Source organism: Microbacterium sp. F51-2R (assembly GCF_052180235.1).
Lineage (GTDB): Bacteria > Actinomycetota > Actinomycetes > Actinomycetales > Microbacteriaceae > Microbacterium.
This window is the reverse complement of the sequence record NZ_CP197470.1, coordinates 3,271,555-3,291,135: the sequence shown is the minus strand read 5'-3', so window position 1 is coordinate 3,291,135 and position 19,581 is coordinate 3,271,555. Positions and strand designations below refer to the sequence as shown.

General features: G+C 70.5%; 17 protein-coding genes, 1 pseudogene and 1 riboswitch. Of the genes and pseudogenes, 15 read left to right on the top strand and 3 right to left on the bottom strand.

Annotated features, from left to right (window positions below; all coding sequences use genetic code 11):
* Positions 1-206: 206 nt before the first annotated feature.
* The 7 genes from sdhC to trpS all read left to right on the top strand — a co-directional run bounded on the left by sdhC (position 207) and on the right by trpS (position 7,071).
* On the top strand, positions 207-641 hold the full coding sequence (gene sdhC / locus ACSBPH_RS14400) for a succinate dehydrogenase, cytochrome b556 subunit (RefSeq protein WP_442575002.1): 435 nt from the start codon (positions 207-209) through the stop codon (positions 639-641).
* Positions 641-1,093 carry a succinate dehydrogenase hydrophobic membrane anchor subunit gene (locus ACSBPH_RS14395; protein WP_442575001.1) on the top strand — a complete coding sequence of 151 codons (453 nt, stop codon included), beginning with the start codon at positions 641-643 and terminating at the stop codon, positions 1,091-1,093. Before sdhC ends, ACSBPH_RS14395 begins: the two co-directional genes overlap by 1 nt.
* Before the next feature lie 40 nt (positions 1,094-1,133).
* Positions 1,134-2,960, top strand: coding sequence for a succinate dehydrogenase flavoprotein subunit (gene sdhA / locus ACSBPH_RS14390; RefSeq protein WP_442575000.1), 1,827 nt, complete (start codon positions 1,134-1,136; stop codon positions 2,958-2,960).
* The gene (locus tag ACSBPH_RS14385) at positions 2,960-3,730 is read left to right on the top strand and encodes a succinate dehydrogenase iron-sulfur subunit (RefSeq protein WP_442574999.1); all 771 of its coding nucleotides are present in this window, start codon (positions 2,960-2,962) and stop codon (positions 3,728-3,730) included. The genes sdhA and ACSBPH_RS14385 overlap by 1 nt, the downstream gene beginning before the upstream one ends.
* A 106-nt stretch (positions 3,731-3,836) precedes the next feature.
* Positions 3,837-5,108: a YihY/virulence factor BrkB family protein gene (locus ACSBPH_RS14380; protein ID WP_442574998.1), complete on the top strand. Its 1,272-nt coding sequence runs from the start codon at positions 3,837-3,839 to the stop codon at positions 5,106-5,108.
* A 9-nt stretch (positions 5,109-5,117) separates the two neighbouring features.
* Positions 5,118-5,966, top strand: a complete 849-nt coding sequence (locus ACSBPH_RS14375; RefSeq protein WP_442574997.1) for an exodeoxyribonuclease III — start codon at positions 5,118-5,120, stop codon at positions 5,964-5,966.
* Positions 5,967-6,093: 127 nt separating this feature from the next.
* A complete protein-coding gene (trpS, locus tag ACSBPH_RS14370; protein WP_442577317.1) occupies positions 6,094-7,071 on the top strand; it encodes a tryptophan--tRNA ligase in 978 nt (325 codons plus the stop codon).
* A 760-nt stretch (positions 7,072-7,831) separates the two neighbouring features.
* Here trpS and ACSBPH_RS14365 read toward each other — a convergent pair.
* Positions 7,832-8,290, bottom strand: a complete 459-nt coding sequence (locus ACSBPH_RS14365) for an endonuclease domain-containing protein (RefSeq protein ID WP_442574996.1) — start codon at positions 8,288-8,290, stop codon at positions 7,832-7,834.
* Between the two features lie 773 nt (positions 8,291-9,063).
* Between ACSBPH_RS14365 and ACSBPH_RS14360 the strand changes: the two genes are divergently transcribed.
* Together ACSBPH_RS14360 and ACSBPH_RS14355 are read left to right on the top strand one after the other, a co-directional pair.
* Positions 9,064-9,627 (top strand): GNAT family N-acetyltransferase, encoded by a 564-nt coding sequence (locus tag ACSBPH_RS14360; protein WP_442574995.1) that lies wholly within the window; start codon positions 9,064-9,066, stop codon positions 9,625-9,627.
* 80 nt (positions 9,628-9,707) lie between these two features.
* Positions 9,708-10,595, top strand: a complete 888-nt coding sequence (locus tag ACSBPH_RS14355) for an Fpg/Nei family DNA glycosylase (protein ID WP_442574994.1) — start codon at positions 9,708-9,710, stop codon at positions 10,593-10,595.
* 112 nt (positions 10,596-10,707) lie between these two features.
* Here ACSBPH_RS14355 and glpK read toward each other — a convergent pair whose 3' ends face one another.
* Both glpK and ACSBPH_RS14345 read right to left on the bottom strand, forming a co-directional pair.
* A complete protein-coding gene (gene glpK, locus ACSBPH_RS14350; protein ID WP_442574993.1) occupies positions 10,708-12,225 on the bottom strand; it encodes a glycerol kinase GlpK in 1,518 nt (505 codons plus the stop codon).
* 57 nt (positions 12,226-12,282) lie between these two features.
* Positions 12,283-14,070: an FAD-dependent oxidoreductase gene (locus ACSBPH_RS14345; protein WP_442574992.1), complete on the bottom strand. Its 1,788-nt coding sequence runs from the start codon at positions 14,068-14,070 to the stop codon at positions 12,283-12,285.
* A 91-nt stretch (positions 14,071-14,161) separates the two neighbouring features.
* Between ACSBPH_RS14345 and ACSBPH_RS14340 the strand changes: the two genes are divergently transcribed.
* The 6 genes and pseudogenes from ACSBPH_RS14340 (at position 14,162) to ACSBPH_RS14315 (ending at position 19,482) form a co-directional block, all read left to right on the top strand.
* Positions 14,162-15,184 carry a sugar-binding transcriptional regulator gene (locus ACSBPH_RS14340; protein WP_442574991.1) on the top strand — a complete coding sequence of 341 codons (1,023 nt, stop codon included), beginning with the start codon at positions 14,162-14,164 and terminating at the stop codon, positions 15,182-15,184.
* A 37-nt stretch (positions 15,185-15,221) separates the two neighbouring features.
* Positions 15,222-15,381: riboswitch (FMN riboswitch) on the top strand.
* 92 nt (positions 15,382-15,473) lie between these two features.
* On the top strand, positions 15,474-16,520 hold the full coding sequence (ribD, locus tag ACSBPH_RS14335; RefSeq protein WP_442577316.1) for a bifunctional diaminohydroxyphosphoribosylaminopyrimidine deaminase/5-amino-6-(5-phosphoribosylamino)uracil reductase RibD: 1,047 nt from the start codon (positions 15,474-15,476) through the stop codon (positions 16,518-16,520).
* Positions 16,520-17,152, top strand: a pseudogene (locus ACSBPH_RS14330) (riboflavin synthase); the annotation flags it as partial. The gene ribD and the pseudogene ACSBPH_RS14330, both read left to right, overlap by 1 nt.
* Before the next feature lie 119 nt (positions 17,153-17,271).
* Entirely contained in the window at positions 17,272-18,564 is a 1,293-nt protein-coding gene (gene ribA, locus ACSBPH_RS14325) for a GTP cyclohydrolase II (protein WP_442574990.1), read from the top strand.
* Positions 18,561-19,058 (top strand): 6,7-dimethyl-8-ribityllumazine synthase, encoded by a 498-nt coding sequence (gene ribH, locus ACSBPH_RS14320; protein ID WP_442574989.1) that lies wholly within the window; start codon positions 18,561-18,563, stop codon positions 19,056-19,058. The genes ribA and ribH overlap by 4 nt, the downstream gene beginning before the upstream one ends.
* Before the next feature lie 70 nt (positions 19,059-19,128).
* Positions 19,129-19,482: a Fe-S protein gene (locus ACSBPH_RS14315; RefSeq protein WP_442574988.1), complete on the top strand. Its 354-nt coding sequence runs from the start codon at positions 19,129-19,131 to the stop codon at positions 19,480-19,482.
* The last annotated feature ends 99 nt before the right edge of the window (positions 19,483-19,581 follow it).

The following is a 19,581-nucleotide window of genomic DNA, read 5'->3' as shown; positions in this document are numbered from 1 at the left end:
TGAAGGGAGTCGTCGGCGACGTGAAGACGGATGCCGCGGCATCCGTCGTCTTTATCTCGACGTCGAGATAGTCGGCCATGCCTCATCGCGCCCTGTCACAGGACGGGAATAGGATGGTGCAGCGCCCGCGTGACGCAAGGGAAGGCATTCCCCGAGGGGCGGAGTCCCGCCCCTCCACACAGTGTTCGAGTCAGGGAGGACGGCCCGTGTCTGCACCAGCACGCGTCACACCGTCGGTCGCGGAGACCACGTCGAAAGTGCCCCGCGGCACGCTCTACCGCGGACGCGAGGGCATGTGGTCGTGGGTCCTGCACCGCATCACGGGTGTCGCCATCTTCTTCTTCCTCCTCGTGCACGTGCTCGACACGGCGCTCATCCGGGTCTCGCCCGAGGCGTACGACGCCGTCATCGGCACGTACAAGAACCCGATCATGGGCCTCGGCGAGGTCGTCCTCGTGGCCGCCATCGCGTACCACGCCTTCAACGGCCTGCGCATCATCGCCGTCGACCTGTGGCCGTGGGCCACGCGCATGCAGCGCCAGCTCTGGTGGGGCGTCCTCGGAGTCTGGGCCGTCACGATGCTCGGCTTCGCGCCGCGTCACCTCATGAACGTCTTCGCCTCGACGGGAGGGGGTCACTGATGACCGCGATCGCCGACCCGCGCTCCCCCGTCGCCCCCACGCGACGCACCGGACCGAACCTCGAGAAGTGGGGCTGGATCTACATGCGCGCCTCCGGCGTGCTGCTGGTCGTCCTGATCTTCGGCCACCTGTTCGTCAATCTGCTGACGGGCGACGGCATCCACCAGATCGACTTCGCGTTCGTCGCCGGCAAGTTCGCCACGCCGTTCTGGCAGTGGTGGGACGTCATCATGCTGTGGCTCGCCCTCATCCACGGCGCCAACGGCATGCGCACCATCGTCAACGACTACGTGACGCACAACGGCGTCCGCCGGGTGCTCGTGTGGGCACTGTGGCTCGCCGCCGCCTTCCTCATCCTCCTCGGCACCCTCGTGGTGTTCACCTTCGACCCGTGCATCGGCGTGACCCAGGACAGCTCGCTGTGGGACATGTGCCAGAGCGTCGCGGGCTGACGGTCGCCGCGAGCAATACAGAGACGAGAGCATCCTTCACGTGAGCACCCAGACCACCGACAGCGTCGTCAAGGACGGCGTCCACTACCACCAGTTCGACATCGTCATCGTGGGGGCCGGCGGCGCCGGCATGCGCGCCGCGATCGAAGCCGGCCCCGGGGCCCGGACGGCCGTCATCACGAAGCTGTACCCGACGCGCTCGCACACCGGTGCCGCGCAGGGCGGCATGGCTGCCGCCCTCGCGAACGTCGAAGAGGACTCCTGGGAGTGGCACACCTTCGACACGGTCAAGGGCGGCGACTACCTCGTCGACCAGGATGCCGCCGAGATCCTCGCGAAAGAGGCGATCGACGCCGTCATCGATCTCGAGAACATGGGCCTGCCCTTCAACCGCACGCCGGAGGGCAAGATCGACCAGCGCCGCTTCGGCGGCCACACCGCCGACCACGGCAAGACGCCCGTGCGCCGCGCGTGCTACGCCGCCGACCGCACCGGCCACATGATCCTGCAGACGCTCTTCCAGAACTGCGTCAAGCTGGGCATCAACTTCTTCAACGAGTTCTACGTGCTCGACCTCATCACGGTGAAGGATGACGCGGGCGCGACGCAGGTCGCGGGCGTCGTCGCCTACGAGCTGGCCACGGGCGACCTCCACGTCTTCCAGTCGAAGGCCGTCATCTTCGCCACCGGCGGGTTCGGCAAGATCTTCAAGACGACCTCCAACGCCCACACCCTCACGGGCGACGGCGTCGGCGTCGTGTGGCGCAAGGGCCTGCCGCTGGAGGACATGGAGTTCTTCCAGTTCCACCCGACCGGCCTGGCGGGCCTCGGCATCCTGCTCACCGAAGGCGCCCGTGGCGAGGGCGCGATCCTGCGCAACGTCACGGGCGAGCGGTTCATGGAGCGCTACGCGCCGACCATCAAAGACCTCGCGCCGCGCGACATCGTCAGCCGCTGCATGGTGCAGGAGGTCGCGGAGGGCCGTGGCGCGGGCCCCCACCGCGACTACGTGCTCCTGGACTGCACGCACCTCGGCGCCGAGGTGCTCGAGACGAAGCTCCCCGACATCACGGAGTTCGCGCGCACCTACCTCGGTGTCGACCCCGTCGTCGAGCCCGTGCCCGTTATGCCGACGGCGCACTACGCGATGGGTGGCATCCCGACCAACAACGACGCCCAGGTGCTCTCCGACAACACGACCGTCGTCCCGGGTCTCTACGCGGCCGGCGAGTGCGCGTGCGTCTCGGTGCACGGCTCGAACCGCCTGGGCACGAACTCCCTCCTCGACATCAACGTCTTCGGCAAGCGCGCCGGCCGCAACGCAGTGCAGTACGTGCAGACGGCCGACTTCGTGCCGCTGCCGGACGACCCCGCGAAGGAGGTCCGCGAGATGCTCGAGGGCCTGCGCAACAACCCCGGCACCGAGCGCATCGCGGTGCTCCGCAAGACGCTGCAGGACGAGATGGACCGCAAGGCCCAGGTGTTCCGCACCGACCAGTCGCTGTCGGAGGTCATGGACGTCATCGCCGACCTCCGCGACCGCTACCGCAACGTCCACGTCGACGACAAGGGCAAGCGCTACAACACCGATCTGCTGGAGGCCGTGGAGCTCGGCTTCCTACTCGACCTCGCGGAGGTCGTCGTCGTCACGGCGCGCAACCGCAAGGAGAGCCGCGGCGGCCACATGCGCGACGACTACCCCAAGCGCGACGACGAGAAGTACCTGCAGCACACGATGGCCTACCTCTCGGGCGACCCCCACTCGTCGCACCCGGAGGACCACATCCGGCTCGACTGGAAGCCCGTCGTCTTCACGAAGAACGAGGACGGCGAGTTGCGCTACCCGCCGTTGGAGAGGAAGTACTGATGACGATCGTCGCGGACGCTCCCGTGTCGCAGGATGCCGTGGAAGACACCGGCATCCAGTCCTTCCTCGTCACCTTCATCATCCGGCGCTTCGACCCCGAGGTCGACGAGGAGCCGCGCTGGGTCGACTACGACGTCGAGCTGTACTCGACCGACCGCGTGCTTGACGCGCTGCACAAGATCAAGTGGGAGGTCGACGGCTCGCTGTCGTTCCGCCGCTCGTGCGCCCACGGCATCTGCGGGTCCGACGCGATGCGCATCAACGGCCGCAACCGGCTGGCGTGCAAGACCCTCATCAAAGACCTCGACATCTCGCAGCCGATCTACGTCGAGGCGATCAAGGGCCTGCCGCTCGAGAAGGACCTCATCGTCGACATGGAGCCGTTCTTCGCGTCGTACCGCGAAGTGCAGCCGTTCCTCATCGCGAGCTCGAAGCCCGAGCCCGGCAAGGAGCGCATCCAGTCGATCGTCGACCGCGAGGTCTTCGACGACACCACGAAGTGCATCCTGTGCGCCGCGTGCACGTCGTCGTGCCCCGTCTTCTGGACCGACGGACAGTACTTCGGCCCCGCCGCGATCGTCAACGCGCACCGGTTCATCTTCGACTCGCGCGACGACGCCGCCGCCGTCCGCCTCGACATCCTCAACGACAAGGAGGGCGTGTGGCGCTGCCGCACGACCTTCAACTGCACCGAGGCATGCCCGCGCGGCATCGAGGTCACCAAAGCCATCGCCGAGGTCAAGCAGGCGGTCCTGCGCGGCAAGCGCTGACGCGGCGCCAGTCGATGGATGCCGCGTCCCCGCCACGCGGGGATGCGAACGCCGCGCGCGGGTGAGCCGCCGTGCCGCGGCATCCGTGCCTCGCTAGTCTGACGTGGTGACCGCCTCGCCTCCGAGTCCCGCCGCGCCGCGCGACGCGACCGGCAAGCGCGACGCGGCCGCGCGCGCGAAGGAGGAGGAGGAAGACCTCCGCCAGCGCTGGGACCGAACGCAGAAGGACCTGCGCGAGCGGTTCGACGGGCCGATCGCCCGCGCCACGTCGCTGACGCAGAAGACCCTCGCGTGGTTCCCGGTGCGGGTGTGGCGGCACTTCCTGCAGACGAACGGCTTCCTCCTCGGCGCCGGGGTGAGCTACCAGGCACTGTTCGCGGTCTTCGCGGGCATCTACGTCGCCTTCGCCGGCGTAGGGCTGTGGCTCGGCGGGAGCCCCGAGGCCGTCGCGCGACTCATCGACGTCATCAACAGCTACATCCCCGGCCTCATCAGCGAAGAGGGCGGCATCGTCACGCCCGACCAGGTGCAGGCAGTCGCCACCGCCAGCTCGGGAGTGCTCGGAGTGACAGGCCTCATCGCCCTCGGCGCCCTGATCTGGACCGCCATCGGGTTCGTCACCTACGCGCGGCGGGCGGTGCGCGACATCTTCCAGCTGCCGTACGACCGGCGCTCGTACCTCCTCCTGAAGGCCCGCGATCTCGTCGCCGCCTTCATCTTCGGCATCGCGCTCGTGGTCGGTGCGGGTTTGAGCTCGATGAGCACGTGGGCGCTCGGGCTGGTGTTCGGATGGTTCGGTCTCGAGCCGGCGTCCGACATCGTGTCCTCTCTGCGCGTCGGCTCGCTCGTCGTGTCGTTCGCCCTCATCTCGTCGGCGCTCGCGGCGCTCTTCCGGTTCCTCGCGGGAGCATCTCTGCGCTGGCGGCGCATCTGGCCGGGTTCTCTCCTCGGCGGCGCCGCAGTGACGGTGCTGCTCCTGGGGGCCGGTGTCCTGGTGAGCTACTCTCCGTCGAACCCGCTGCTCGCGACGTTCGCGATCTTCGTCGGGCTCCTCCTGTGGTTCAAGATCATCGGCATCATCATGCTCGTCGCGGCGGCGTGGATCGCGATCTCGGCGATGGACCGCAACGTCCCGCTTCTGGAGCCCTCCGAGGCCGACAAGCTCGCCGCCGAGCATCGTGCGCTCCTCCTGGCCGCCCGCGTGCGGCTGCGCACGGCGCAGGAGGCGCGCGCGCATGCGCCCTGGTACGGAATCTGGTCGGCCGACCGCGCCATCAGGCAGGCCCAGCAGGAGCTCGCCGAGGTCGAGGCATCCGCTCCCCCTCCCCCTCCCCCGAACGGCCGTCGCCACGCGGCTCATGTCGGAGGCCGCAAGTAGGCTTGCCGGGTGCCCCGCCGCGTCCGCATCGCCTCCGTCAACGTCAACGGCATCCGCGCCGCCAGCCGTAAGGGGATGATCCCGTGGCTCGAGCAGGCCGACGTCGACATCCTCGCGCTGCAGGAGGTCCGTGCGACCGTCGACGAGCTCGCGGCGTCGCTTCCGGGCTGGCGGCTCGTGAACGACGAGGCCCTGGCCAAGGGCCGCGCCGGCGTCGCCATCGCGTCGTGCGACGACTCGGTCGACGTGCGCCGCGTGCTCGGCGACGCCGAGACGCTCGACTCGGCGGGCCGCTGGATCGAGGCCGACTTCGACGTCGACGGCGAGACCCTGACGATCGTCAGCGCCTACGTCCCGACGGGCGAGGCCGAGACGCCCAAACAGGACGCGAAGTGGGCATTTCTCGATGCGATGGAAGAGCGGATGCCGCTGCTCGCCGCGGAGCGCCCGCTCAGCCTCATCATGGGCGACCTCAACGTCGGCCACCGCGAGTTCGACATCCGCAACTGGAAGGGCAACGTCAAGAAGGCGGGGTTCCTGCCCAGGGAACGCGCCTACTTCGATCGCTTCCTCGGCGCGGCCGGCGCCGAGGTGACGGGCGTCGACGGCTCGGTCGGACCGGGGCTCGGCTGGGTCGACATCGGCCGCACGTTCGCCGGCGAGGTCGACGGTCCGTACACGTGGTGGTCGAACCGCGGCAAGGCGTTCGACAACGACACCGGGTGGCGCATCGACTACCACTTGGCGACCCCCGCGCTCGCGGCCCGCGTCGGCGACTACCGCGTCGTGCGGGCGCCCTCGTGGGACACCCGCTGGAGCGACCACGCGCCCGTCGTCGCCGACTACCACTTCGGCTGACCGGGCGGGGGCTGACCGCGCGGTGTCGGGCGGGTCGGCGGCGGCGTGAACGACGGCGGCCGGGGCGGGGCATCCGTCCGTGGTGAATAGGATGGATCGGGTGACGAAACCGCGCCTGTACTCCGGCATGCAGCCCTCCGCCGATTCCCTCCAGATCGGCAACTACATCGGCGCGCTCATGCAGTGGCGCGACCTGCAGGAGTCGTACGATGCGTTCTTCTCGGTCGTCGACCTGCACGCGCTGACCCAGCCGAACGACCCGGCCGAGCTGCGCGAGAAGACGCGTCGCACGGCGGCGCAGTACATCGCCGCCGGGATCGAGCCCTCGAAGTCGACGCTGTACGTGCAGTCGCACGTCTCGGCTCATCCTGAGCTCGCGTGGGTGCTTTCGACCATCACCGGCTTCGGCGAGGCCGGGCGCATGACGCAGTTCAAAGACAAGTCGCAGCGCTACGGCAGCGAGGCCACGTCGGTCGGGCTCTTCACGTACCCGGTGCTCATGGCAGCCGACATCCTGCTCTACCAGACCGACATCGTGCCGGTCGGCGACGACCAGAAGCAGCACGTCGAGCTGACGCGCGACCTCGCCGAGCGGTTCAACAGCCGGTACGGCCAGACGTTCACGGTGCCGATGCCCGTCATCCAGCAGGAGACGGCGCGCATCTACGACCTGCAGAACCCGACGTCGAAGATGTCGAAGTCGTCGGAGTCCGACGCGGGCACGCTGTGGCTCCTCGACGACCCCGCCGTCTCGGCGAAGAAGGTCATGCGGGCGGTGACCGACAGCGAAGGCTCGGTGCGCTACGACCGCGAGAACAAGCCCGGTGTCTCGAACCTCCTCGTGATCTACGCCGCCCTCACCGGCCGCCAGATCCCCGCGATCGAGGACGAGTTCGCCGGTCGGGGGTACGGCGACTTCAAGAAGGGCCTCGCCGAGGTCGTGGTGAACGAGTTCGGACCGGTGCGTCAGCGCGCGCTCGAACTGCTCGACGACCCCGCCGAGCTCGACCGGGTTCTCGCCGCCAACGCGGCCAAGGCCGAAGAGGTGGCCCGCGGCACCCTCGCCGACGTCTACGACAAGGTCGGCCTCCTCCGCCGCGTCTGACCTGGCGGGCGCTGACGCGGCCGCGGTAGGACCCCGCCGGCACTGACTCCGCCGGGAGCCGACGCGGCCGGGCGCTGACGCGGCCGTGGTATGACCCGCGGGGTATGACACCGCCGGATATGACCCCGCCGGGTATGACCCGCGGGGTATGACACCGCCGGATATGACCCCGCCGGCGCCGACGCGACGCCTGGCCCGTCCTGCCGGCCGACCGCATCGCCGCCCAGACCCGTGGGCTCCCTCCCCTGTACCGAATTCAGGACGACAAGCTCCGCCCTACGGTTCCATCCGCGGAACTCCGGTCTCCGCCGCCCCAGCCCACCCTCTAATCCTGAATTCGGTACCGGCGCTGACCCCGTCACAGCACGGTCGAGCTGCCGCCGGCGCCCCGAGCCCTCCCGGGCCGGGGTCCGGCGCGGCTCACACCTCCAGCGACTGCGCGCGCTGTGACGCGGCTCCCCTGGGCCTAATTCAGGATGCCGAGAGCCGACCCACGGTTGCACCCGCGGAATTCCGCCAGACAACTGGCTCGGAGATCGCTCTCGTCCTGCATTCGGTACGTTCGCCGTCGTCGGCGCCGGCCTCAGGCTCTCCGCAGCCGTCGCCCAGGCGTACCGCGCCAGCGCGGGTCATACTCAGAATGAGGGGCCCCCGCCCGCGGACCGCACGGCGGAGGTCGGACCCTCGGCCGTCGGGCGCGCGCAGTCGTCCTCAATCCGGTACGGCGGCGCCACGCCGGCGAGCGGGCTCCCGAGCGGCGTCAGGCTCTGCGGGCGGCGAGGAGGCCTCGCACGGCGGACAGCACGGCGTCGGGCTCATTCATGATCATCCGAGCCGTCGGCCGAATGGTGGTGAAACCGAGGGCTGCGGCAGCGAGGGTGCGCCGCCTGTCCTCGACCTGATCGTCCCAGCTGGAGTGGAACTCGAAACTGTCGCACTCGATGATGAGCCAGCCGTCGACGACGATATCCACCCGACCGACGCCGCCGATGTTGACCTGCAGAGCGATGTCGCAGCCGAGGCCCCGCAACAGCAGCCGCATCAGCGTCTCAGGGCCGGACTCCGCCCGTCCATCGATGAGCGGCCTGAGCACTCCGAACTTCGCGGGGAGAGCAGCGAAGACATCCGCGATGTCGGCCTGGGTCGCGAGGCCCTTGTAAAGCGCGCTGTCGATGGAGGCGATCGCGTCTCGCGGGGACTGACAGAGAACAGCGTGCACGAGTGCATCGACGACACCGACGCAGGTGGCTTGACCGACGTCTTGCACCAGCTCCGCCCAATGAAGGCGGACTCCTCGCCGCCCCCGGCGCGTGAGCTTCCTCCGGCGATCGTGGGGCGACCTCGATCGGCTGTCGTTCGGTCGGAGATGCACATGCAACCGCCCGTTCGACCGGACGAAGACCCCGTTCATGCTGAGAAGCGACAGGCACGTGAGACGCCCGCCGACACGGACTGCGCGGACGATGGGATCCGCAGCATCCCCTGGGAGATACCGGTCACGGCGAGCGCGGACGAGGTCGCCCCGAGCCACGGCATCCGAGATCCCTCGTCGCGAGAGGCCTTCCGCGAATAGCTCTGCGCGGGTGCGGTACTGAAGGGTCACCCACGTGAGCGTGGTCGGTCTCATCCGGCCATCCCGCCCCATTGCGTGGATCGGGGATACCTGACCCGACCCGACGCGGTGTGGAGGAACGGACAGCGCTGCCGCGCGCGGTCTGTGCCGTACTCAGGAGCAGCGCGGGGAACAAGGCGGCTGAAGGCGTTTCGGAAGCATTTCGGCCGCTCTCATCCTGAGTTGGGTACAGTGGCGGGCCGTGAGGGGGGTGACGCCGGGGCCGGGGTGACGCCGGGTCGGGGGACGCCGGGTCGGGTGGTCGCCGGGCGACGCCGGGCCGCGCCGGGCGGCAGCGGCCGCCTTCACGCCGGAGCGCGGCGCCAGAGCGTCCTGGCGGGCGCTGACGCAGGGCCGGGGCCGGGCCCTAGGCTTGCCGGATGAAGCCCGTCGTGCTGCGCACAGAGCGCCTGGAGCTCTCGATCCCGATCGAGGCCGACATCGAAGCCGTGTTCGAGGCGTGCCAGGACCCGGCGATCATCCGCTACACGACGGTTCCCTCGCCGTACGAGCGGCGACATGCCGAGGAGTTCGTCGTCCGCGTCACGACGAACTGGGCGGAGGACACCGAGCAGACGTGGGCCATCCGCGACGGCGACGTGCTCGCGGGCATGATCGGCCTGTACCGGCAGGGCGCCGGTTCGGCCGAGCTCGGCTACTGGATCGCCCCGGCCTCGCGCGAGCGCGGCTTCGGCACCGAGGCGTCGCGAGCGGTCATCGAATGGGCGTTCTCGCCCGACGGACTCGATCTGCACCGCATCGAGTGGCGCGCCGTCGTCGGCAACGTCGGCTCGGCGCGCATCGCGCGTGCCCTCGGCTTCCACTACGAGGGCACGCTCCGCCAGGCGCTGCGCAACGGATCGGGCGTTCGCGACGACGGCTGGATCGCCGGGCTCCTGGCCACCGACGACCGCCTGCCGCAGGAGTGGCCCGTCCTCGGCTGACCCCGAATCCCCGCTTTCGCCGCGCCATCAGGCGGTTCTCCGCCGAGCCGGGGGTCGGAGCTCCATGCGAGGATGGGCACATGCCCGAGATGCCAGAGGTGCAGGGGCTCGTCGACTTCCTCCGCGGTCGGGTGACGGGCCTGGAGTTCACGCGAGTCACGGTCGCGAACATCGCCGCGCTCAAGACCTACGACCCGCCGGTGCATGCCCTCCAGGGCGCCGAGATCACGGGCGTCGAGCGTCACGGCAAGTTCCTCGACATCGCCACGAAGGCGACGGATGCCTCGACCGACGCCCCCGGTCCGCATCTCGTGTTCCACCTGGCGAAGGCCGGCTGGCTCCGCTGGTACGACGCGCTGCCGGCGACCCTCATCAAGCCCGGCAAGACGCCGATCGCACTCCGCGTCGCCCTCTCCGACGGCTCGGGGTTCGACCTCACCGAAGCGGGGACGAAGAAGTCGCTCGCGGTCTACGTCGTGCGCGACCCGGCCGATGTGCCCGGGATCGCCCGCCTCGGCCCCGACCCGCTCGACCCGTCGTTCGACCGCGACACCTTGGCCGGGCTGCTCGCCGGCCGGCGCACGCAGATCAAGGGCGTGCTCCGCGATCAGGCGATCATCGCGGGCGTCGGCAACGCCTACTCCGACGAGATCCTGCACGCGGCGAAGATGTCGCCGTACGCGCTCGCCTCGAGCCTCGACGACGCCGACGTCGACCGGCTCTACGCCGCGATGACCGCGACACTCACCGAGGCGCTGGCCGAGGCATCCGGCAAGCCTCCCGCCGACCTCAAAGACGCCAAGCGCCGCGGCATGCAGGTGCACGGCCGGCGCGGCGAGGCCTGCCCCGTCTGCGGCGACACGGTGCGAAGCGTCTTCTTCGCCGACAACTCGCTGGAGTACTGCGCGACGTGTCAGACCGGTGGCAAGATCCTCGCCGACCGCCGGCTCTCACGGCTCCTCAAGTAGCGGCGGTCGATCGAGCGGCCACGGCGGCCCGACCGGCCACGGCGAGCCGCTCGAGCAGCCACGGCGGCCCCACCGGCCACGGCGGCTCACCCAGCCACGGCGGCTCGAACGGTCACGCCGAGACGTCGGCGTCGACCCAGTCCAGCGACTTCGACACGGCCTTCTGCCACAGCCGATAGCGGCGCTCGCGCTCGTCCTCGGGCATGCGCGGCTCGAAGCGCACGTCCTCCTGCCAGTGCGCACGCAGCTCGTCCCGGCCCTTCCAGAGGCCCGTCGCGAGGCCGGCCGCATACGCGGCGCCGAGGGCCGTGGTCTCGACGACCTTGGGCCGCACGACGGGGATGCCGAGGATGTCGGCCTGGAACTGCATGAGCGGCGCGTTGCGCGTCATCCCGCCGTCGACGCGCAGCTCTTCCAGCGCGCGGCCGGTGTCGGCCACGACCGCGTCGATGACGTCGCGCGTCTGGAACGCCGTCGACTCGAGCGCCGCGCGAGCGATGTGGCCGCGGTTCACGAAGCGCGTGAGGCCGACGAGCGCCCCACGGGCGTCCGGCCGCCAGTACGGCGCGAACAGGCCGGAGAACGCGGGCACGAAGTGCGCGCCGCCGTTGTCGTCGACCGTCGCGGCGAGGGTCTCGACATCCTCCGAGCGCTCGATGATGCCCAGGTTGTCGCGCAGCCACTGCACGAGCGACCCCGTCACGGCGATCGATCCCTCGAGGGCGTAGCGGGCGGGCTCGTCGCCGCATCGGTAAGCGACGGTCGTGATGAGCCCGTGCGTCGATCGCACGATCTCGGTGCCGGTGTTCACGAGCAGGAAGTTGCCCGTGCCGTACGTGTTCTTCGACTCGCCCGCGTCGAACGCGGCCTGGCCGAAGGTCGCGGCCTGCTGGTCGCCGAGGATTCCCGCGATCGGCGCACCGCTGGCGACCCCGGGCAACTGGGTGTCGCCCATCACCTCCGAGGAGGAGCGGATGTCGGGCATCATCGCGCGCGGAATGCCCCACACCTCGAGCAGCTCGTCGGACCAGTCGAGCGTCTGCAGGTCCATGAGGAGCGTGCGACTCGCGTTGGTGACGTCGGTGACGTGGATGCCGCCGCGGATCCCGCCGGTGAGGTTCCACACGACCCACGAGTCGGGCGTGCCGAAGACGAGGTCGCCGCGTTCGGCTCCCTCGCGGGCGCCGGGAACGTTCTCGAGGATCCAGGCGATCTTCGACGCCGAGAAGTACGTGGCCAGCGGAAGCCCCGTCGCCGGCGCGAACCGGTCGCTGCCTCCCTCGGCGGCGAGCTCGTCGATGCGGGCCTGCGTGCGGGTGTCCTGCCAGACGATCGCGTTCGAGACCGGGCGCCCCGTGCGGCGGTCCCACACGATCGCCGTCTCGCGCTGGTTCGTGACGCCGATCCCGACGAGATCGCCCGCGCCGAGCCGCGCCCGCGAGAGGGCCGACGACATGACCCACTCCGTGTTCGTCCAGATCTCGACCGGGTCGTGTTCGACCCAGCCCGCCCGCGGCAGCATCTGCGCGTGCTCGTGCTGGGCGACCGAGACGATCGCACCCTGTGCGTCGAAGACGATCGCCCGCGTCGACGTGGTCCCTTGATCGATCGCCAGGACGTGATCGGCCACGGCGCCTCCTCTTCATCGAGAAGCCCGCCCGGTCACCCGGGGAGGGCTGTGGTCAGGCTATTGCTCGGCGGGAACGGTCCCCACGCCCTGCCCGCGGACCGCTGACGCGGCGTCCGGAGCCTCGGAGCGCGTGGGCCGGGCCGCGACCGGCCAGCTGGGATCGGCAGCGTGCACGCGGGCGAGCGCGCGCTCCACTTCGTCCTGGCGCCGGCGCACGCTCCAGCCGAGCACGGGCGCGATGGCTTCGGCGACCTCGGCGGCCGACTCCTCCGTCACGGCGCCGACGAAGGCGAGGCTCGTGCGCCGCAGCAGCACGTCGTCGAGGTGCACGACCGCCTCGGTCCGCGCGAGGTGGCGCAGCTCCCCCGTGCTGTAGTCCGGAAGCGTGCGCAGGGCGCGATCGTCCTCGTCATCGGCGATCGCCTCGATGACGTCGGCCGCGACCGTGCCGTAGCGATCCAGCAGGGTCTCGGCGCGCTCGATGCCGAAGCCTCCCTCGTGCGTCGCGAGCCACTGCCGGCGCGCCGCTTCGCTCGTGGGGTAGCCGCGGCCGCCGCCGATCGGCAGGCCCTTGGTCGAACGCAGGCGCGACCGCGAGAGGAGGTCGAGAACGTGGTCGGCGAGCCGCTCCCCCGAGGCGCGGAACGTCGTCCACTTGCCGCCGACGAGGCTCAGCACGGTGGTGCCCGACCCGTCCGCGAGGGGCGCGGACTCGATGCGGTAGTCGCGCGACACGAAGCCGGCGGCGACGTCGCCGTGGCCCGGGAGCGGGCGGACGCCCGAGAAGCGGTAGACGATCTGCGAGCGGTCGACCGGCACATCGGGAAGCACCTGGCCCACGAGGTCGATGAAGTAGTCGACCTCGTCCTCGGTGCAGACGATCGGGTCGCCCATGTCGTGCTCGAGGTCGGTCGTGCCGACGAGAACGCGCCCGCGGAGCGGGTAGATGAGCACGATGCGCCCGTCGCTGCTCTCGAAGAAGAGCTCGCGGCCGGCGGTCGCCTCCAGCAGCTCCGGGTTGTCGAGCACGATGTGCGAGCCCTTCGTGCCGCCCATGAACGTCGTGGGGTGACCGATCGCCGAGTTCGTGATGTCGGTCCAGGGTCCGGATGCATTCACGACGACGGATGCCGAGAATGGCGTCTCCTCGCCGGTCTCGAGGTCGCGGAGCACCACGCGTCCGCCGTCGACGCCCACCGCGGCGGTGTAGTTGGCGGCGCGGGCCTTGCCATGGCCGGCCTCGAGGGCGTCGCGCAGCACGTCCAGTGCCAGACGCTCGGGGTCGCGGAGCGAGGCATCCCAATACGTCGCGGTGTACTTGACCTTCGGGTTCAGCTGCGGCAGAGCCACGAGCGACTTCTTGCGTCCGTGGAAGGTGTGGGCGGGAACGCGCCCGCCGTTGCGCGAGAACGAGTCGTAGATGACGAGCCCGATCTTGATGAGCAGGGCGCCGCGCTCGCTGCGCTTGCCACCGCCGTGACGGAGGAAGCGGAAGGGGGCGCTCAGCACGCCCGAGAAGGTGCTGTAGATGGGGATCGTCGTCTGGAGGGGACGGACGTAGTGCGGCGCGATGCGCAGCAGTCCGTTGCGCTCGGTCACGGCCTCGTGGACGAGGCGGAACTCGCCGTTCTCGAGATAGCGGATGCCGCCGTGGATCATGTGCGACGACGCCGACGAGGCGCCGCTCACGAAGTCGCCTCGCTCGACGAGCGCGACGTCGACCCCCTGGAGGGCCAGTTCTCGGAACGTTGCGAGGCCGTTGATGCCGCCGCCGATGATGAGGACTTCGGCCTGCGGGCGCGCGGCGAGACCGCCGATCCCTCGCTCTGTGTTCGACGCCGTCATGGCAGCCCTCCCGATCCGTCGTTCCGTGCCTCCATCATGACATCGATGGACGGTATTGCAGCCGTCCTGCACATATGTGCAAACTGGACGCATGGATCAGCTCATCGACGGGGAGACGATCGCCCGCGCCCTCACGGCGGCGCACCTCTACTACGTGCAGGACCGCACGATGGAGGCGATCGCGCAGGAGCTCGGCACCTCGCGCTCGACCGTCTCGCGCCTTCTCAGCGCGGCACGGGCGACGGGGATCGTCGACATCCGGATCCGCTCGCCGTTCGCGGCGCCGCAACGGCTCGAAGAGCGCCTCGCCGAGCGCTTCGGCGTGCTCGCGCAGGTGGTCCCCGTGCCCGACGACGCCGGTGACATGGAGCGCCTGCAGCGGGTGGCGATCGCCGCCGGGCACGCGATGCTCGAGATGATGCACGACGACATGACGGTCGGCGTCGCGTGGGGATCGACCACCGACGCCGTCAGCCGTCATCTCGTGCCGAAATCCGTGCGGGGAACGACGTTCGTCCAGCTCAACGGCTCGGGCAATACCCGCACGACGGGCCTCCTCTACGCGAGCGAGATCCTGAGCCGGTTCGCGGCGGCGTACGGCGGGACCGCGCAGCAGTTCCCCGTCCCGGCGTTCTTCGACGATCCGCGCACGCGCGAGGCGATGTGGCGGGAGCGCAGCACCCGCCGCATCCTCGACATCCAGCGCGGCATGGATCTCGTCGTCTTCAGCACCGGGTCGGCGGGATCGCGCGTGCCGAGCCACGTCTACAGCGGTGGGTACCTCGAGAGCCAGGAGCTCGCCGAGCTCGCCGAGGAGGGTGTCGTGGGCGACATCGCGACCGTGTTCTTCCGCGCCGACGGCTCCAGCGACGGGATCGCGCTGAACGAACGTGCGACGGGCCCGAACCTCGAGGTGATCCGCAGCGTCCCGCGGCGCCTGTGCATCGTCTCGGGGGTCTCGAAGCTCGCGAGCCTGCGCGGCGCCCTGGCGGCCGAGACGGCGACGGATCTCGTGCTCGACGAGGCCACGGCGCGAGCCCTCCTGGAGGGGACCGGTCCCGACGGTGACGAGTCGATGCGGGGCGGCGACGAGTCGCTGCATGTCAAGGAATGAATCCCCGGCGGGCGCGTTTACTACACTCGAGAGCATCGACGTGCTCCGGGGTCGGTGAGAATCCGAACCGGCGGTGAAAGTCCGCGAGCCGAGGCATCCGTTCCCTTCCGGACCGGACGCCGACGCCGATCCGGTGGAATTCCGGGACCGACGGTGATGCAGCGCAAGCTGCGAGTCCGGATGGGAGGCAGCACGAGCGGCGCAAGCGTGCCGCTGCTTCCCCTTGCCCCGGCGCTGTCGCGAGGCAGGAGACGGACGAGAAGTGGCGAACGACGCGGAACGCGACGCGATGCGACGCGCGCTGACGGTGGCCCTCAACGGCCCCCGCGGGATCAACCCGCAGGTGGGCGCCGTGCTGCTCTCGCCCGACGGACGCGTACTGGCCGAAGGCTGGCATCGGGGGGCGAGCACGCCGCATGCCGAAGTCGATGCCCTCTCGCGCCTTGCCCAGGGCCAGGCCCGCGGGGCGACCGCGGTCGTGACGCTCGAGCCCTGCAACCACACCGGCCGCACAGGCCCCTGCGCCGAAGCCCTCATCGAGGCCGGCGTCGCGCGGGTCGTCTACGCCATCCCCGATCCCGGCGACCACTCCTCCGGCGGCGGTGATCGCCTGCGGGCCGCCGGCGTCGACGTCGAGGCCGGGCTCCTCGCCGGCGAGGCCACCCATCTTCTCGACTCGTGGCTCACCGTGCAGCGGCTCGGGCGCCCGCACGTCACCGTCAAGTGGGCGCAGAGCCTCGACGGCCGGGCTGCGGCATCCGACGGCTCGAGTCAATGGATCACGGGGCCCGAAGCGCGCGCAGACGTGCACCGCCGGCGCGCCCTGGCCGACGCGATCGTCGCGGGCACCGGCACCGTCCTCGCCGACGATCCGGCACTGACGGCTCGGGATGCTTCGGGCTCGCTGCTCGAACACCAGCCCCAGCCCGTCGTGCTGGGCGTGCGGCGCGTGCCCGACGACGCGGCCGTGCGGCGGCATCCTCTCCCCCTGCTCCAGTACAGCGGGGACGACCTCGCCGCAGTGCTCGCCGACCTCCGCGGACGCGGAGTGCAGCGGGTGTTCGTCGAGGGCGGTCCGACCCTCGCGAGCGCCTTCGTGCGGGCGGGGCTCGTCGACGAGGTGCTCGCGTACGTCGCGCCCGTGCTGCTCGGCGGAGACCGGCTCTCGCTGGGCGACGTGGGCGTCGCGACGATCGGCGATGCGCGGCGGCTGGACGTGGCATCCGTCGAACGACTCGGCGATGACCTGCTGGTCATCGCCTCGCCCCGGCCGGCGCCCCGCGCGGCGCCGGTGACAGCGGGTCGCGGCAGGCAAGAGGAAGAAGGAGACGACTGATGTTCACGGGAATCGTCGAAGAGATCGGCGAAGTGACCGATGTGCAGCCTTCGGGCGACGGCGTGCGCCTCACGGTTCGCGCCCCGCAGGCGGTATCGGATGCCGCGCACGGCGACTCGATCTCGATCAGCGGCGTGTGCCTGACCGTCGTCGACCAGGGTGAGGACTGGTTCACCGCCGACGTCATGAAGCAGACCCTCGACATGTCGACGCTGGCCGAGGTCGCCGCCGGGCTCGCGGTCAACGTCGAGCGCGCGACGCGCGCCCACGGCCGGTTGGGCGGACACATCGTGCAGGGGCACATCGACGGCACGGGCGAAGTGCTCGAGGTGCGCCGCGGCGAGCAGTGGCGGGTGCTGCGCATCTCGCTGGCCGCCGATCACGCCCCGCTCGTCGTCGACAAGGGATCGATCGCCGTGGACGGCGTCTCCCTCACCGTGAGCGCCGTCAGCCCTGCTTCCTCGCCCGCGCAGTGGTTCGAGGTCTCGCTCATCCCCGAGACGCTCGAGGCGACGACGCTCGGCGCGCGCGGCGCGGGAGACGTCGTCAACCTCGAGACCGACATCCTGGCCCGCCACGTGCAGCGGCTTCTTTTGTTCACGGCTCCGGCCGCACCCGCGCTCCGCGAGGGCTCCTTCGCGGCTCCGGCCGCACCCGCGCTCCGCGACGGCTCATTCACGGCACCGGCCGCACCCGCCAACGCACCGAACTCCCCCGCGGCCCTCGCCGCCCCCACGGAAGGAGGCTCGCGATGAGCCTTGCCACGATCCCCGACGCGCTGGAGGCGCTGCGCGCCGGGCGTCCCGTCATCGTCGCCGACGACGAGAATCGCGAGAACGAGGGAGACGTCGTGCTCTCCGCGGAGCTCGCGACCCCCGAATGGGTCGCGTGGACCGTGCGGTGGTCGAGCGGCTTCATCTGCGCGCCGATGCCCGCCGAATGGGCCGACCGCCTCGATCTGCCGCCCATGGTCGCCGTCAACGAGGACGCCCGCGGCACCGCGTACACCGTGAGCGTCGATGCCGCCGACCGCGTCTCGACGGGCATCAGCGCGACCGATCGCGCCCACACCCTCAACGTGCTCGCCGATCCGGAGTCGACGCCGGCGAGCGTCATCCGTCCGGGCCACATCCTCCCCCTCCGCGCCGTGGACGGCGGCGTGCGCGAGCGGGGCGGCCACACCGAGGCGGCCGTCGAGCTCATGCGCCTGGCGGGGCTCAAGCCCGTGGGCGCCATCGCCGAGGTCGTCGCCGAAGACGGTTCGATGATGCGCCTTCCCGGCCTCCTCGAGCTCGGCGAGCGGGACGGCGTGCCCGTCATCACGATCGAGCAGATCGTCGCCCACCTCGAGGCGACCGAACCGGTCGAGTCGTCGCCCCATGCCGCACACAAGCGCCGCGTGAGCCTCCGGGCCGAGGCGAACGTGCCGACGTCGCACGGCAGCTTCCGCTTCCTCGCCTACAAGGACCGCATCACGGGCACGGATCACATCGCCGTCGTCTCGGGCGAGATCGGCGACGAGGCCCCCCTCGTCCGCGTGCACTCGGAGTGCCTCACGGGCGAGGCGTTCGGCTCGCTCAAGTGCGAGTGCGGCCCGCAGCTCGAGGCGGCCCTCGACGCGATCGAGCAGGACGGCGGCGTCGTCGTCTACATGCGCGGTCACGAGGGGCGCGGCATCGGCCTCATCAACAAGCTGCGCGCCTACAGCCTGCAGGAGCGCGGTCTCGACACCGTCGACGCCAACCTCGCCCTCGGCCTCCCCGCCGACGCACGCGACTACGCCGCCGCGGCCGGCATCCTCGCCGACCTCGGCATCGAGCGGGTGCGTCTGCTCACGAACAACTCCGACAAGGTCAACCAGCTGCGCGAGCTCGGCCTCGACATCGTCGAGCAGGTCCCGCTCCTGGTGGGCGTCGGTCCGAACAACCACCAGTACCTGGAGACCAAGCGCGACCGGATGGGCCACCTCATCGACGAGCAGGAGCTCGCCGCCGCCCTGGCCGAGATGAAGGAGTCGCACGTGAGCGGAGGAGCCGAAGCATGAGCGGCAAGGGAGCACCGATCGTCGGAGGCACGGACGCGACCGGCCTCGAGATCGTCATCGTCGCGGGCACGTGGCACGAGGTCATCACCGACGGCCTGATCGCCGGGGCGCAGCGCACGCTCGACGCCGCGAACGCGTCGTGGCAGCTCGTCCGCGTGCCGGGATCGTTCGAGCTGCCGGTGGCTGCGAAGGCGGCACTGGATGCCGGGGCCGACGCGGTCGTGGCGCTCGGCGTGATCATCCGCGGTGGCACCCCGCATTTCGACTTCGTCTCGAATGCGGCCACCGACGGCCTCACGCGGGTCGCGATCGACACGGGCAAGCCCGTCGGCTTCGGCGTGCTCACTCTCGACGACGAACAGCAGGGCATCGACCGGGCGGGTCTGGAGGGCTCGAAGGAGGACAAGGGTGCCGAGGCTGCGGATGCCGCGGTGCGCACGGCGCTCGTCCTCCGCGAGCTGCGCGAGTCCCGTCGGCGGCCTGCCGGGTTCTGATCGCTCGGGATCGAGACAGGTGCGCCGCTCGCGAACTCACCTTCAGTAGTGCGTAAGGTACGCTGACGGCATGGAGATCCTTCGCCACGTCGTCCTGCTCGTCCACCTCGTCGGCTTCGCCATCCTGTTCGGCGCCTGGGTCGTCGAGGCCGTCAGCCGTCGCCGCCAGGTGACCCGCCTCATGGAGTGGGGCCTGGCCATCGCGGGTGTCGCGGGCCTCGCCCTCGCCGCCCCGTGGGGGATCGAGTACGACCTGAACTACGTCAAGATCGGCGTCAAGCTCGTCATCCTGCTCGTCATCGGCGCCCTCCTCGGGATCGGCATGGGCCGCCAGAAGAAGACCGGATCGGTGCCCGGCGGCATCTTCTGGTCGATCGGCGTACTCACCCTCGTCAACGCCGGCATCGCGGTCCTCTGGCGCTGACCCCGCGCTGCGCCCCGCCCTCACAGGGGTAGGCGCGCCCCGCCTGCACTGAACTAGCCCCGCCCCCGCCTGCACCGGCGACAGCGCGTCGCCTCCACG